Origin of the sequence: Moraxella nasibovis, from assembly GCF_029581575.1 — a bacterium.
GTDB lineage: Bacteria > Pseudomonadota > Gammaproteobacteria > Pseudomonadales > Moraxellaceae > Moraxella > Moraxella nasibovis.
This window is the reverse complement of the sequence record NZ_CP089975.1, coordinates 1,617,378-1,631,682: the sequence shown is the minus strand read 5'-3', so window position 1 is coordinate 1,631,682 and position 14,305 is coordinate 1,617,378. Positions and strand designations below refer to the sequence as shown.

Sequence of the window (14,305 nt, the reverse complement as noted above, 5' to 3'; positions counted from 1 at the left end):
ACCGCCAATGGTGTCGGCGGTATTATTAAGATAATCTGACTTTATTTTTTTAGCCTCTGATTAGGATTATAGACCAAGCAGTTGCGACAGGCAATTTTTTTTTTTGGCAGTATCGTTAATTAGTTGGTTAAGTTAATGATTTTGTTCTCGTTTTTTTTCCAAAAACAACATATCATAAACAACCAACGCCATACCAACACAAATGCCAATATCAGCGGTATTAAAGATGGGATAATGCCAAATGTCGTACCAATGAACATGAATAAAATCAATGACATAGCCGTACAAAATACGATCAATGACATTGCCAACCGCCCCGCCTAGCACAAGAGCCAGCCCAAGCGATAAGACTTTGGCACTTTTGGGAATCTGGCGCAAATAACGAATGATAAACACCGCTACTGCCAATCCTAAGATGACAAAAAACCACTTTTGCCAGCCTGCTTGATCGGCAAGAAAACTAAAGGCTGCCCCACGATTGTATGCCAAAGTCCAATTTAGTACAGGCGAGATGACATCCACCGTCTCATACAGCTCAAAGCGGGTGTTAAAATAGACTTTGGTAATCTGGTCAAAAATCAGTACGACAAGAGCGATGAGATAGTAGCCCATCGCTTTGTTGCCATTGGGTAGAGTGGTATTAGGCATAATGACGCACCTCCCCATCGCCTTCGATGTTGGTTACGCAGCGACCGCACAGCTCAGGGTGTGCTGAGTGTGTGCCGACATCGGTGCGAATGTGCCAGCAGCGAGTGCATTTTTGACCTGTTGCAGGCGTGATATTCACACCAAAGCCTGTGCTTTGGCTTACCGTAGCATCGCTTGTGATGAATACAAAGCGTGCTTCGTCGCCTAATTTGGCAAGTGCTTGGAAGGTGTCTGCATCAGCGGTGATGTCGGCTTTTGCGGTAAGGTTTGAGCTGACTTTTTTGTCCGTACGAGCGTCTTCAATGGCTTTATTGACTAGATCTTTGGCATTTAAAATGGCTTGCCAGTCATCAGCGGTGATGTCGTTCATGGCAGGCGTTGGTAGCTCGTACCAAAGCTGAGTAAAGACATATTTTGCATCATCGTCATTGGCACGCACCAGCTCCCACGCTTCTTGGGCGGTGAATGGTAAAATAGGGGCAATCCAGCGAATGAGTGCTTGTGCGATGTGATGTAGAGCTGTCTGGGCTGAGCGTCTTGGCTTGCCGTCTGCACGGGTGGTGTAGGTGCGGTCTTTGATGATGTCTAGATAAAAGCCACCCAAACTTTGTGAGCAGAACATAGATACCGCTTGTACCACCTGATGAAAGTCCATGTCGTGATAAGATTGGACGATGGTTTTTTGGGTTTCGTTGGCAAGATGTAGGATGAACTTATCCACGCTGACCAACTCATCCATCGCTACCGCATCGGTGTGAATGTTAAAATCACTGGTGTTGGCAAGTAAGAATCGCATGGTATTGCGGATACGGCGATAATTATCCACCGCCCCTGCAAAGACTTTTTGACCAGCACTCATCTCATAGCGATAATCGGCAGACGCAATCCACAGACGCAGCATATCTGCACCGGTCTTATCAATCTCTTTTTGTGGCTCGATGATATTGCCCAAAGACTTACTCATCTTATGACCTTTTTCATCCACCACAAAGCCGTGTGTCAAAACTTGCTTAAATGGCGCTCGACCGTAGATGGCTTCGGAAGTCAAAAGCGAAGTTTGGAACCAGCCACGATGTTGGTCTGAGCCTTCTAGGTACATATCGGCAGGGTTGGTTAGGTTGTCATCTTGATCAAGCACGGCAAAATGTGTCGTCCCAGAGTCAAACCACACATCAAGCGTGTCCGTTACTTTTTGATAAGTGTCGGCATCATCGCCCAAAAATTCACGAGCATCGGTATCAAACCACGCTTCAATGCCACCTTGCTCAATTTTTTGAGCGACTTTTTCAATCAGCTCGCTGGTGTTTGGGTGCAGATCGCCTGTATCTTTGTGAATAAAGAAAGCAATCGGTACACCCCAAGTGCGCTGACGAGAGATGCACCAGTCAGGGCGACCTTCCACCATCGCTTCAATGCGGTTTTGACCCCATGATGGTGTCCAAGTTACTTTTTTGATGTCGTCTAGGGCTTTTTGACGCAGTCCGCCTTGTTCCATGCTGATAAACCACTGTGGCGTGGCACGGAAAATGATCGGGGTCTTGTGTCGCCAGCAATGCGGATAGCTGTGCTTGATTTTTTTGTGATTAAGCAGGTGTCCGCTTGTCTTTAAAGTCTCGATGATTTGTGGCTGGGCTTTGTAAATATGCTCACCGACAAATACTTTGGCTTCTGGCAGATATACGCCGTTACCGCCCACAGGATTTTCGGTGGGCAAATTGTTGGCACGACCGACATTGTAGTCGTCCACACCGTGAGCAGGGGCGGTATGCACAAGCCCTGTACCACTGTCAGCAGTAACATGATCGCCTGTGATGATCGGCACGACACGCTCGGCGATGATTGGGTGCTGAGCTTTTAATTGGGTTAAATCCGCCCCTTTCACCGTTGCGATAACTTCCACGCTTTCTAAATTGACATTTTTGGCAAAGTCTTCGGTTAAGTCTTTGGCGACAATAAAATGCCCTTCTCGGTTAATTGGGTTTTGATTTTTCAATAAATAAGTCAATCTTTCATCAGCATTAACACCTTGATAAACCGCCCCCAATTTTTCTACCGCTTTTTTGGAGCGTTCATTGTCTTTAAAAATATAAAAATAAACTTTATTTCTTTGTTTAAAGGCAACTTTTAATAAGGCTTGTTTGATTTCATTATTGGCAGAAGTTCCCCAATAATCAGGCGTAATAAATGAATAGCCAATCGCAATGCTGTCATCGTCTGTCTTGTCATCATAAAAGCGTGTCGTGCCAATGATTTGACCTGTTTTTTTATCAATAATGGCATAAGCCTTTTCTTTGACCGCTTTGTCAAAATACGGTTTAAAAACATCAGGTTCATTTCTTTTTTCTGGCATTAGCTCCCAAAGGCTTGGGTCTTTGGCTTTTTCAAATAAAGCGTCCTTATCATCTTTATTAAGAAGTCTTAATAAAAAATTGTCGCTGTTAATTTCATTAGGAATAACAAAGGCATTGACTTTTTTGCCTTTGATAATCGCATAATCAAATTCCGCATTGGCACTAATGGCTTGGTTGGCAGGCAGTGTCCAAGGGGTGGTCGTCCAGATGACAGCTTGCAATGAGCCATTGATATTGCTGGTTAATGACAATGCTTCACGATTGGTGATGTCAAAGCCGACATAAATCGCATCAGATTCTTTGTCTTGATATTCTACTTCGGCTTCTGCAAGGGCACTGCCACAGTCCAAGCACCAGTTTACAGGTTTTAGACCACGCACGATATGACCGTTGTCATAAATTTTGCCCAAAGCGCGCACAATGCCTGCTTCGGTCTTAAAATTCATGGTCAAATAAGGATTGTCCCAGTCGCCAAGCACGCCCAAGCGTTTAAAATCCGCCATTTGTAGTTTGATTTGGCTGGTGGCGTATTCACGGCACAGCTTACGAAACTCGGTGGCATCGACTTTTTGACCGACTTTGCCGACTTGGGCCTCTACTTTTTGTTCAATCGGCAAGCCGTGGCAATCCCAGCCTGGCACATAGACCGCATCAAAGCCTGATAGGTTTTTTGATTTGGTGATGATGTCTTTTAATACTTTATTGACCGCATGACCTAGGTGGATTTGACCATTGGCATAAGGAGGGCCGTCATGCAAGATATACTTTGGCAGACCTTTTTTGGCGGCACGAACTTTTTTATAAAGCTCATCCGACTCCCAATCAGCAAGCCATTTTGGTTCTCGCTTGGCAAGGTCGGCACGCATGGGAAATGGGGTATCGGCAAGGTTTAGGGTGTTTTTGTAATCGATGCTCATGACGCTCTCGTCTTTGGTTGGCAAATTTTTAAAAATAACAGGGTATTATAAATGAAAAGGGTCCAATCTGCAAAAGTTCAGGACAAATATTGCAAATTAAATTTGGTAAATTGTTTGAATTAACGATATAATACACAAAATTACAATTTAAACACAATTTTAAGGCTTTTTTATGAGTTGGTTTCCAAAATGGCAGCCGTATACGGGCAATCTTGGCACACGACCTGTCGCTACTAATGAATACCTCCCCCCTGTGCAAACTGCGATGCTGGGCATTCAGCATGTGTTGGCGATGTTTGGGGCGACCGTGCTTGCGCCGATTTTGATGGGTTTTGATGCCAATCTTGCCATCATGATGTCGGGCATTTGCACAATTTTATTCTTTTTGATGACGGGTGGGCGAGTGCCAAGCTATCTGGGTTCGTCTTTTGCGTTCATTGGCGTGGTGGCGGCAGCGACTGCTCATGCCACAGGCTCTGGGGCGAACCCAAATCTTGGCGTGGCACTAGGTGGTATCATCGCTTGTGGTATTTTGTACGCTTTGATTGGCTTTTTGGTGATGGCGACTGGCACTCGTTGGATTGAAAAGCTCATGCCACCTCTGGTGACGGGTGCGGTGGTGATGATTATTGGTCTAAACCTTGCGCCTGTGACGGTGTCGGCGGTGGCAGGCAAGCCGTTTGAGCTGTGGATGTCGCTGGTTACTGTGCTGTGTATGGGTATGATTGCGGTGTTTGCTCGTGGTTTTATGCAGCGTTTGCTATTGTTATTAGGCTTGGTGCTGGCGTATGTGATTTATGCGATCGTGGCAAATGGCTTTGGGCTGGGTACGCCGATTGACTTTGCCAAGATTAGCGATGCGGCGTGGTTTGGTATGCCAAATTTTAGCTCGCCTGTGTTTGATGCTAACGCCATGCTCATCATTGCGCCTGTGGCGTTCATTTTGGTGGCGGAAAACTTAGGTCATATCAAGGCGGTCGGTGCGATGACTGGCGAAAATCTCACGCCATATCTTGGCAAAGCGTTTGTTGCTGATGGTGTGGCGACAGCGCTGTCGGCAGGCGTGGGCGGTACTGGCATGACCACTTATGGCGAAAACATTGGCGTGATGGCAGTGACTCGTGTGTATTCTACCATCATCTTTGTGGTGGCGGGCGTGTTTGCGATTTTCTTAGGGTTGTCGCCAAAATTCGGTGCGTTGATTCAAACCATTCCAAGTCCTGTTTTGACAGGTGCGTCTATCGTGGTGTTTGGTTTGATTACTGTTGCTGGGGCGAAAATCTGGATTGATAACAAAGTCAATTTTGCCAACAACAAAAACCTAATGGTCGCTGCCATCACCATCATTCTAGGCACGGGTAACTTTGGCTTGATGATTGGTAGCTTTGATTTGGGCGGTATCGGCACGGCGACTTTTGCGGCGATTTTATTAAATTGGTTTTTGAGCCTAAAAGAAGATCGCCAAGATGATTTGGCGCATTGATGATGGGCTTGGTTTTAGGATTGGGTAAGGTTCCCTTAACAAACTGTCAAAATGGTAAAATTAAGTTTGCATAGCCATGATAAAAAGTTTATAATAATCACAAACCCCTTGCCGATGAATCAAGAGAATTGATGGCGACAGGCGACCTTCCTTTTTGGTAGGTCGCTTTTTTGATGCCTATTGCTGGGCTGGGTATTTTTATGGTTATTTTTGGAATGGTTATGTACGATAATCCGTTTTCTTGTGTGTCGCAGCCCACTTTTACTGATGGTTTGCACTGTATGGTCAATGCGTTTAGCGCACCGCTTTGGGATGTGCTGCTTTGGCTGTTGATTTTGGTTGGCGTGTTTTTCACGCTGTTTACTGGTTTTGCGCAGTTTCGTCTGTTTGGGCGCAGTGTCAAGACGATGCTGTCAAGCCGCAAAGGACATGATGAAAGCGAAGGTATTTCTGCGTTTCAGGCGTTCGTTACTGGACTTGCCAGCCGTGTCGGTGTGGGTAATGTCGCAGGCGTGGCGATTGCCATCAGCCTTGGCGGGGCAGGCGCTGTGTTTTGGATGTGGCTCATTGCCTTGATTGGTATGTGTTCGGCATTGGCGGAGTCGAGCCTTGCGCAGCTGTTTAAGATTAAAGACGAGACAACAGGGCGTTTTCGTGGTGGTCCTGCCTACTACATCGAGCAAGGGCTTGGTCAAAAATGGCTAGGCTTGGTGTTTGCTTTGGCTTTGATTGTGTGCTTTGGTTTTGTGTATCAATCGATTCAGTCAAACACCATCACGCTGTCCATTCAATCAGCGATGGGCTGTGTGGGCGAGAGCGATGCTTGTCAGGCGGATTGGCTGATTTATAAGCACATCGTCGGAGCAGGCTTAGTGATTTTGGCAGCACCGATCATTTTTGGTGGTATCGCTCGTGTCTCAAAAATCGCTGAGGTCATCGTGCCGATCATGGCGGCGGTGTATCTTTTGGTGGCTTTATTTATTATTGTCATGAACATTGGCGAGATTCCAAGCGTCATTTCGCTGATTTTTACCGATGCCTTTACTTTTGAAGCGGCAGGCGGCGGTCTGTTCGGCTCGATGGTGTCGGTGGCGATGATGCAGGGCATTAAGCGTGGTTTGTACTCGAACGAGGCAGGTCAAGGCTCTGCGCCAAATGCGGCAGCGGCTGCCAGCGTCAAGCACCCTGTGGAGCAAGGCACGATTCAGATGCTTGGCGTGTTTGTGGATACTTTGATCGTGTGTTCTTGCACGGCGTTTGTGATTTTGCTTGCGACCATGCCAGAAAATGCCGCCGACTTATCAGGCGTGCAGCTCACACAAGCGGCGCTTGAAAGCCATGTGGGTGCTTGGGGTCAGTATTTCTTGGCGTTCATTTTGTTCATGTTTGCATTCTCAACCATCATCGGCAACTACGCTTATGCTGAGTCGAACATGCAGTTTTTGAAAAACAACGCTGCCGTCTTGACGATTTTTAGAATTTTGGTGCTGTGCTTTGTGTATTTTGGTGCGGTCACGAAAGTTGCGGTCGTGTGGGACATGGGTGATCTGACGATGGGCATCATGGCATTCATTAACTTGATTGCGATTGTGCTGTTGTCAAAATATGTGTTTGCTTTGGTCAAAGACTATAATGCACAAATCAAAGCAGGCGTGGCTGAGCCAGAATTTAAACTGGACAATCACCCAGAACTAAAAGCCAAAATCAAATCCGACATTTGGTAATTTACCGTTCATCCACAAAAAAAACCTGCATCAAGCAGGTTTTTTTGGGCTTAATTTGTGGCATACTCAGAATTAACATTGATATAAAATCTGCCATGAATCGATATAAAATCTGCCATGAATCGGCAGGTGTGTTTAATCAGCACAAAAAGAAAAAGCCCACAAATGATGGGCTTTTTGCTTGATGAGTGATTAGCGTTCTAGGTATTGAATCTTGCCAGACACGCCGTCCCATTTTTCATGCTCAGGCATCGGGTCTTTTTTCTCAGTGATGTTTGTCCAGATGGCAGACAGCTCTTCGTTCAAGGCGATGTATTCTTCTTGACCTGCTGGCACTTCATCTTCACTAAAAATCGCATTGGCAGGGCATTCTGGCTCGCACAAGGCGCAGTCGATGCATTCGTCAGGGTTGATGACTAGGAAGTTTGGACCTTCATAAAAGCAGTCCACAGGGCAGACTTCCACACAGTCGGTATATTTACACAAAACACAGTTATCAGTTACAACAAAAGTCATGAGAATACCTTGGCTAAAAATTGGCTAAGTAAAGTGGGCTTAACAGAACTTGCATGACAACGCCACCAAGCAAGCTTAATCTGACAGTTTAAAGGTCTATTTTAGCTTGTTTGGCAAATTTTCTCAAACAAAACCGTAAAATTTATTATGCCAAAATAGAAAAATCATTCAAAAAAAAGGAAAAAGACCACTGGTGCGGTCTTTTTCGTCATTTAAATCAAGCGCTTAGAGAATCAGCGGGCTTTTAGCTGAGCTTCTTTGGCGACACGATAGCACTCTTCGATGTGGTCGAAGGCGATTTTTTTGAAAATCATGTAGCCGATGCTGGCTGCGACCATCTGACCACCAAGTGGGACATATTTGGCGATTTGCTTGCCGATGATACGACCGCCAAAGCCTTGAATGGTCTTATTAACCACGCCACGAGTCGCCACCAAGCCACCGATGGCGATGATGCGCTCTTGGATGCTTTGTTTGCGAGCTGCTTCGCTGGCACCGCTGTTTGGGTCGGTTGGTTCTTGTAGACCAAATTTTTTGGTGATTTCTGGCAAAAGCTTAGACAGCATGCCGACATCGATCGCCACATCCAAGAAAGGTACAGGAATGATCGCCACGCCTGCTGAGATCTTAGCACGAGATTTGGCCAGCTCTTGGCATTCTAGACGGATTTTTTCTAAATTAGTGTTTGGGTCGAAGTCTTTGGCAATGGGCTGGCTGATTGGCTTTAACATGATGTTTTCCTTGTTGATTGTTAATGTGATTGTTTATTTGCAGTGCATTGTCATGTCATGCACCGCAAACTTGTGCATTGATTATAGCAAGTTATTCGCTCTTGTGTGTAGTGATTTGTAAATGATTTGTGTGATTTGTACAATCAATTATAATCAGCTGCTATCAGCCGTGTTTGAGCTGACGGGGGCGAAAGCCTGTGGCGAGCAAAACAATGCCATACACCGCTGCACCGAGCAGGCAGATGCCAAGTAGCGATGCGATGCGTAGCCACTGTGCGCCATCGGTGGGGTAAAACGGCAGCACCAAGTACAATGACAGCACCATCAAAAGACTGGACAGACCAAACTGCGCACCCATTTTTCTCCAATGACTGCCAAAGCGGAACACTTGTTTTTTGTGTAAAAAGTAGTATAAAAGCCCAGCGTTTACAAAGCTTGCAGCAGTCGTCGCCAGTGCCAAACCGCCATGCAAGGGCAGTTTTATGAGATAAAAAATACCGATGAATAAGACGCTAAAAATCATGTTGGCAAAGACGGCGATGATGCCGATTTTTACTGGGGTTTTGGTGTCTTGGTCGGCAAAGAAGGCGGGAGCAAAAATCTTAATCAGCATAAACCCTAAAATGCCACCTGAGAGGGCTTTTAGGGCGACACCGCTCATCAATGCGTCATGCTGGGTAAATTCGCCACGCACGAATAAAGCATTCATCAGTATATCAGAAAGCACGAACATCGCCAAAGACGCAGGCAGACCCACCAAGATGATGAGCTTTGCCGCCCAGTCTAGGGTTTTTTTGAAAGTTTCATCATCGGCTTTGGCACGGCTTGATGACAGGCTTGGTAGAATGACTGTACCGATCGCCACCCCAATCAAACCAAGCGGCAGCTCGCTTAGGCGCTCGGCAGCATACAGCCATGACACTGAGCCGCCGATCATGAGCGAGGCAAAGACGGTGTTGAGTAGTAGATTGATTTGCGTCACTGACACACCAAAGATGGCGGGCAGCATGAGCTTTAAGATGCGCCGTACGCCCTCGTGTTGGGTGTCAAATTTAGGGGCGATGAGCAGTTTTTGTTGCCATAGCTGTGGCAGCTGAATCATAAGTTGCAAGATGCCTGAGATGGCGACTGCATAGCCCAGCACCATGATCGGTGTGTCAAACATCGGCGCAAACAACAAAGCACCTAAAATCATGCAGGCGTTTAGCAGAACGGGCGCAAAAGCAGGGGCAGCAAATCGCCCATAGCTTTGCAAAATACTACCAAAAAACGCCGTCATAGAGATGAACAGCAGATAAGGGAAGGTCAGGCGCAAAAGCTCGGTAGCGGCGGCAAATTTGGCTTCATCACCACGAAAGCCGGGAGCAAACAGCGCCACCACCCAAGGGGCTAGGGCGATGACCACCACCGTCAAGACGAGCAGCACAAGGCTTAGCACGCCTGAGACTCGGCTGATGAGTAGCTGTACCTCATTGAGCGTGCGCTTTTCTTTATATTCGGACAAAACAGGCACGAACGCTTGGCTAAATGCGCCTTCGGCAAACAGACGGCGTAGAAAATTGGGAATTTTAAACGCCACCAAAAAGGCGTCCATCAGACCGCCTGCACCAAACACGCCCATCAAGACCATGTCTCGCACCAGACCTAAAATGCGAGAGAGCATGGTCATGGCGCTGACGACCATCGTGGAGCGAAAAAGACGAGATTTTGCCATAGTTTATTCTGATGCTAAAATAAAGGTGTTTATTATAATGGATTTTTTGATTTGATACTGATGAAAATTTTAGGTTTATTATGGTGTGTTGTCATCAAGATTGGCGGGTAGTTATACTTGGGTTAAATTCTCCATCATTACATGAAATAAAAAAAGATGCCGCACCTAAGTGCAGCATCTTTGTTGGAGACAAGAAAAATCAACCAATCACCGTCTGGATATACTCACGATCCCACACGGTGCCATCGTCGAAGTAGATGTGATCAACACCATACTTTGCAAAATCATAGAACTGCCCAGAAATCGAAATTTTATGGCTATTAAACTGCAATTCAACATCTGCTTTTGTGCCAATGGCTCTGACAGTTATGTCTTCAGGCAGAACATTATGCAAGAATAGTTCGTTCGATCCAGAATTATCTAAGATGTGTGTGTAAGTCTGATTGCTTCTACCAAAGTCAATGATATAAGTATCATCACCAGCACCACCGATTAAGCCAGTATAATCTCTCTTTTCACCTGTATTGATTAAAATATCATTACCATTGCCTGCCCATAAGCTAGCATTGCCTGATGTGATGAGTAGATCATGTCCTTCATAGCTATCGACACTATTGCCACTACCATTATTGATAAGTGCAATATCAATAACGCTTTCAGACCGATTTACTGAATGATTGGATGATGGCGAAATCATATTAATCGCCTGCACCACACTATTACCAGCCACATCTGTCAATACTGCTTCATAGCTACCGACTTCAAATGGTATGGCATCAAGATTGGCAATCTCACTGCGAACACCATCAGTAACTTTGTACAATGCCAAATCATCATCAGTCGTTGTGCTGATTGAGATTAAAGATGTATTGAGGTCGTAACCTGCTTTAACGGCATTGATTAGGTCGGGTGCTTGATTGTCAATGGCAACATTGATGATGTTGGTATGGCTAATGTTGCGTGATTTATCTGACACTACGCCACGGAATTGATAATCGCCATCCGCTAAGTTGCTGACGGATGCACCTTCGATGGCAGTCCAAGTATTGCCTTGATCGATAGAATACTCGTATGTCACAGATGAGTCAGTCTCATTGTCTTGGACTTTAAAGCCAAAGCTGTTGTCTTGAGTGATGCGGTCGCTATCTGACGCACCAGTATCCTCAAAGTCCACCAACGACAGTACACCTGCCTCTGGCGGTGTGGTGTCTTTCGTTACGGTAGCCTGATGTGTCGCCAATGTCTTGCCATTCATATCTAGAATTTGGATAGAAAGCTTATCAGTGGCATCATCGGATAGCTGCGTCGCTGCAGAGGTGTAGCTATAAGTACCATCGGATTTGATGGTTAGTACTCCTTGATTCACCTCAACTTCACTTGTGGTAACTGGCTGACCTGCCTTATGCTCGATGATGGTATCGCCGACTTTGATTTGATAGTTTTCAGGTTTTTGGTCAGTGTCAGCAAAAATCGATCCAGTTACTTCATCATAATTTGTAAAGACTTCTTGGGTGATAGGTGCTTTCTCGGTGGCTTTTAAAGTCAAAGCAGAGCCTTGTGAAGATGCAGTAATTTTGACGGTATAAGTACCAGCGGACAGCGGTGAGCGTTCATTTAAAATGATGTCGTTCGATGATTTACCAACACTATTAAAGCTTTGCGATCCACTTGACGATAGCCCTGGTCCTGTAATTTCGTAACGAACTGAGCCTTGCAAGATGTTTGATGGATTGCTGATATTTAGAGTGATTAGAGCCTCTCGACCAGTAACAGTGAATGACATCGTCTCAGTAAGATAGCTATAGTTACTTCTTTCTGAAATGGTCTTGGGTACATAGGAGGTTTGGTTGCTAAATTCTGGGATTAAGTCTAGTTCAACTGAGGTATTGCTCAGGTTTGCAGAAGCGTAGACAGTCTTCACCACACTCACATTATTTGCCGCATCTTTGGCAGTTACGCTGAGTGCTTCACCATTGGCATACGCTTTATCTAAATTAACAGAATAATTACCATCAGCGTCAGCTTTGACAGTACCAATCACTTTATCTTGGTATTTTACCTCAACGGTTGCGCCACCTTCTGTTTTCCCATTGATAACACTACCATCAGTAGTAATGGCTGCCGTGGTTAAAGCAGGGGCTGTGGTGTCTGCTGCTGTAACTGTCTTAGCAGCACTTTGATTATTCGCCGCATCTTTGGCAGTTACGCTGAGTGCTTCACCATTGGTGTAGGCTTTATCTAAAGTCACAGAATAATCACCTGCTGCATTAGCTTTGGCAGTACCAATCACTTTATCTTGATACTTCACTTCAACCGTTGCATTGCTTTCGGTTTTGCCACTAACCACCTTACCATCAGTTGCAAGGGTTGCTGTGGTTAAAACAGGGGCTGTGGTGTCTGCTGCTGTAACAGTCTTCACCACACTCACATTATTTGCCGCATCTTTGGCAGTTACGCTGAGTGCTTCGCCGTTGGTGTAGGCTTTATCTAAAGTCACAGAATAATCACCTGCTGCATTAGCTTTGGCAGTACCAATTACTTTATCTTGGTATTTTACTTCAACAGTGGCATTGCTTTCGGTTTTGCCACTAACCACTTTGCCATCAGTTGCAAGGGTTGCTGTGGTTAAAACGGGGGCTGTGGTGTCTGGCTCAGGCTCAGGCTGTGGCTCAGGCTGTGGCTCTGGTTGTGGCTCTGGTTGTGGCTCAGGCTCAGGCTCTGGTTGTGGCTGAGGCTTGGGCGTAGGTGTAGGTTCGGTAGGTTTTGTGATGGGTGTGACAGGCTTACTGGTTTGTTTTACAGTCTCCCCCCCCCCATTGTTGCTGCCGCCAGATGCTGCGGCGACGATGGCACCTACACCAAGCAAACCAGCAGCAGCTTGAATGTATCCTGCATACTCATTGGATTCAACAAAAATCGCCTCAAAGCTCTCAATGTGCGCATCGGTGGCATCATGAGTCATGATGGTTTCGCTGATGTTTTCTGTTTGATCTGCCTGCTCTTGAGCTACAAGTTGATCTTGTTCTTCGAGAATTAGCGTTTGACCGTTCTTTAATTTCACGGTGATTTTGCCATTTTTGCGAGTGATGGACTGAACCATATCAGCATTGATGGCGAAGCGTGAGCCGTCCTCACGAATAAGAAATAACTGTTTCATGAATAAAAGTCCTTATTGAAAAATACGCAGTAGTTAGCGAAGTTCATATTGACGGATGATGATATATTTAACAAACATACCGCCGATACAAAATTACCATAATATTGCCAAAAAGAAAACATATCGTATAAAAAATATGTTCAATTTTTATATTAAGGTCTATCGGTCATACTGTCATGATGACTATTATAAATTATTTTGATTGCTGCAAATTTATTATGCTGTGGTTTGTGCCTAGTCTTGATGAAATTGGCGAACGTAAAGCCGAGTTAAACTGCCTAACCGCCCAAGTTGAGAAAGCCCAAAACCTGCAACGCCTACAAACCAGTAATTGCGATAAGCGGTTCTGCGTGAAAGTCATTGAAAGTAAATGCAATTACGGCAGTAAGGGCGATAGGTATTGTGTGGCGGAGTTGAAGCGATTAAAAAACCCATTATTGATTTCAACAATAATGGGTTTAATTCTTTAAGAAAAGTTTTCTTGTAAGGCATTGGCAACAAAATCAATACAACTTTGTGCGTCATCAAATATCTTTTCGTCCAAATCTATAGAATGTGAGTGAGTATCTAATACATAAAAACTTTCGTCTGGTTTACTATCAACAAAAGAACACTGTAAGGAAAATGTATCCAATCTAAATAATTCGCCCCTAAAACCATTACTGGATTTAAGAACTTCAAGTCTATAAACCAAGCCATCATCAGCAGTATCAATTACATCAAATACAACAGTTTTAACTACTTCTTCATATCTAATAGGCATTTGAAAGCTCCTTAAATTTTCTTACCACAATCACAATGCTTGGCTTGTGCGTCTCTTGGAATTTTGCTTGTAGCGTCTTTTTTAGCTGCCGCACAAGCTTTCGCTTGGGTTTTGCCTGTGCCACTACCTGTTACCCATTGTGGAAGAGAGGCTGGGTTTGGATGTGTTTTCTTGGCTATAACCCCACATTTTGCTGTATCTTTATAAGTTTTAGCTTGGGCTACTGTTGGAAATGATATTATAGTAAGCACAGCTATTGAAGCAATCAATGTTTTGTTAAGCATAACCCTATATTTTAAAA

At 45.0% G+C, this 14,305-nt stretch carries 11 protein-coding genes; 3 read left to right on the top strand and 8 right to left on the bottom strand.

The features are described from left to right. Positions 1-132: 132 nt before the first annotated feature. Both lspA and ileS read right to left on the bottom strand, forming a co-directional pair. Positions 133-648: a signal peptidase II gene (gene lspA / locus LU290_RS07815; protein ID WP_277808044.1), complete on the bottom strand. Its 516-nt coding sequence runs from the start codon at positions 646-648 to the stop codon at positions 133-135. Further along, positions 641-3,916: an isoleucine--tRNA ligase, N-acetyltransferase domain-containing gene (gene ileS / locus LU290_RS07810; protein ID WP_277808043.1), complete on the bottom strand. Its 3,276-nt coding sequence runs from the start codon at positions 3,914-3,916 to the stop codon at positions 641-643. Before ileS ends, lspA begins: the two co-directional genes overlap by 8 nt. 172 nt (positions 3,917-4,088) lie before the next feature. Here ileS and LU290_RS07805 point away from each other — a divergent pair, with 172 nt between their 5' ends. Both LU290_RS07805 and LU290_RS07800 read left to right on the top strand, forming a co-directional pair. Further along, positions 4,089-5,399, top strand: a complete 1,311-nt coding sequence (locus LU290_RS07805) for a solute carrier family 23 protein (protein WP_277808042.1) — start codon at positions 4,089-4,091, stop codon at positions 5,397-5,399. Positions 5,400-5,680: 281 nt separating this feature from the next. Further along, positions 5,681-7,123, top strand: coding sequence for an alanine/glycine:cation symporter family protein (locus LU290_RS07800; RefSeq protein WP_277809587.1), 1,443 nt, complete (start codon positions 5,681-5,683; stop codon positions 7,121-7,123). Positions 7,124-7,315: 192 nt separating this feature from the next. Here LU290_RS07800 and fdxA read toward each other — a convergent pair whose 3' ends face one another. The 4 genes from fdxA to LU290_RS07780 all read right to left on the bottom strand — a co-directional run bounded on the left by fdxA (position 7,316) and on the right by LU290_RS07780 (position 13,241). After that, on the bottom strand, positions 7,316-7,639 hold the full coding sequence (gene fdxA, locus LU290_RS07795; RefSeq protein WP_277808041.1) for a ferredoxin FdxA: 324 nt from the start codon (positions 7,637-7,639) through the stop codon (positions 7,316-7,318). Between the two features lie 233 nt (positions 7,640-7,872). Continuing rightward, complete coding sequence (locus LU290_RS07790; protein WP_277808040.1) at positions 7,873-8,370, bottom strand: hypothetical protein; 498 nt, start codon at positions 8,368-8,370, stop codon at positions 7,873-7,875. A gap of 163 nt (positions 8,371-8,533) precedes the next feature. Further along, positions 8,534-10,084, bottom strand: a complete 1,551-nt coding sequence (gene murJ, locus LU290_RS07785) for a murein biosynthesis integral membrane protein MurJ (RefSeq protein WP_277808039.1) — start codon at positions 10,082-10,084, stop codon at positions 8,534-8,536. Between the two features lie 199 nt (positions 10,085-10,283). Next, positions 10,284-13,241 (bottom strand): Ig-like domain-containing protein, encoded by a 2,958-nt coding sequence (locus LU290_RS07780; RefSeq protein ID WP_277808038.1) that lies wholly within the window; start codon positions 13,239-13,241, stop codon positions 10,284-10,286. Between the two features lie 218 nt (positions 13,242-13,459). Here LU290_RS07780 and LU290_RS07775 point away from each other — a divergent pair, with 218 nt between their 5' ends. Next, positions 13,460-13,711 carry a hypothetical protein gene (locus LU290_RS07775; protein WP_277808037.1) on the top strand — a complete coding sequence of 84 codons (252 nt, stop codon included), beginning with the start codon at positions 13,460-13,462 and terminating at the stop codon, positions 13,709-13,711. On the opposite strand, the gene LU290_RS07770 is transcribed toward LU290_RS07775, so the two are convergent. Further along, on the bottom strand, positions 13,708-14,004 hold the full coding sequence (locus tag LU290_RS07770; protein ID WP_277808036.1) for a hypothetical protein: 297 nt from the start codon (positions 14,002-14,004) through the stop codon (positions 13,708-13,710). The two genes, LU290_RS07775 and LU290_RS07770, sit on opposite strands and share 4 nt — an antisense overlap. Positions 14,005-14,015: 11 nt before the next feature. Continuing rightward, positions 14,016-14,288, bottom strand: coding sequence for a hypothetical protein (locus LU290_RS07765; RefSeq protein ID WP_277808035.1), 273 nt, complete (start codon positions 14,286-14,288; stop codon positions 14,016-14,018). Positions 14,289-14,305: the final 17 nt, after the last annotated feature.

Excerpts from the sequence above, each read along its gene's own strand:
- LU290_RS07775 (WP_277808037.1), top strand. The coding sequence starts at position 13,460 with ATGCTGTGGTTTGTGCCTAGTCTTGATGAAATTGGCGAACGTAAAGCC.
- LU290_RS07765 (WP_277808035.1), bottom strand. The coding sequence starts at position 14,288 with ATGCTTAACAAAACATTGATTGCTTCAATAGCTGTGCTTACTATAATA.
- ileS (WP_277808043.1), bottom strand. The coding sequence starts at position 3,916 with ATGAGCATCGATTACAAAAACACCCTAAACCTTGCCGATACCCCATTT.
- murJ (WP_277808039.1), bottom strand. The coding sequence starts at position 10,084 with ATGGCAAAATCTCGTCTTTTTCGCTCCACGATGGTCGTCAGCGCCATG.
- LU290_RS07780 (WP_277808038.1), bottom strand. The coding sequence starts at position 13,241 with ATGAAACAGTTATTTCTTATTCGTGAGGACGGCTCACGCTTCGCCATC.
- lspA (WP_277808044.1), bottom strand. The coding sequence starts at position 648 with ATGCCTAATACCACTCTACCCAATGGCAACAAAGCGATGGGCTACTAT.
- LU290_RS07790 (WP_277808040.1), bottom strand. The coding sequence starts at position 8,370 with ATGTTAAAGCCAATCAGCCAGCCCATTGCCAAAGACTTCGACCCAAAC.
- LU290_RS07800 (WP_277809587.1), top strand. The coding sequence starts at position 5,681 with ATGGTCAATGCGTTTAGCGCACCGCTTTGGGATGTGCTGCTTTGGCTG.
- LU290_RS07805 (WP_277808042.1), top strand. The coding sequence starts at position 4,089 with ATGAGTTGGTTTCCAAAATGGCAGCCGTATACGGGCAATCTTGGCACA.
- LU290_RS07770 (WP_277808036.1), bottom strand. The coding sequence starts at position 14,004 with ATGCCTATTAGATATGAAGAAGTAGTTAAAACTGTTGTATTTGATGTA.
- fdxA (WP_277808041.1), bottom strand. The coding sequence starts at position 7,639 with ATGACTTTTGTTGTAACTGATAACTGTGTTTTGTGTAAATATACCGAC.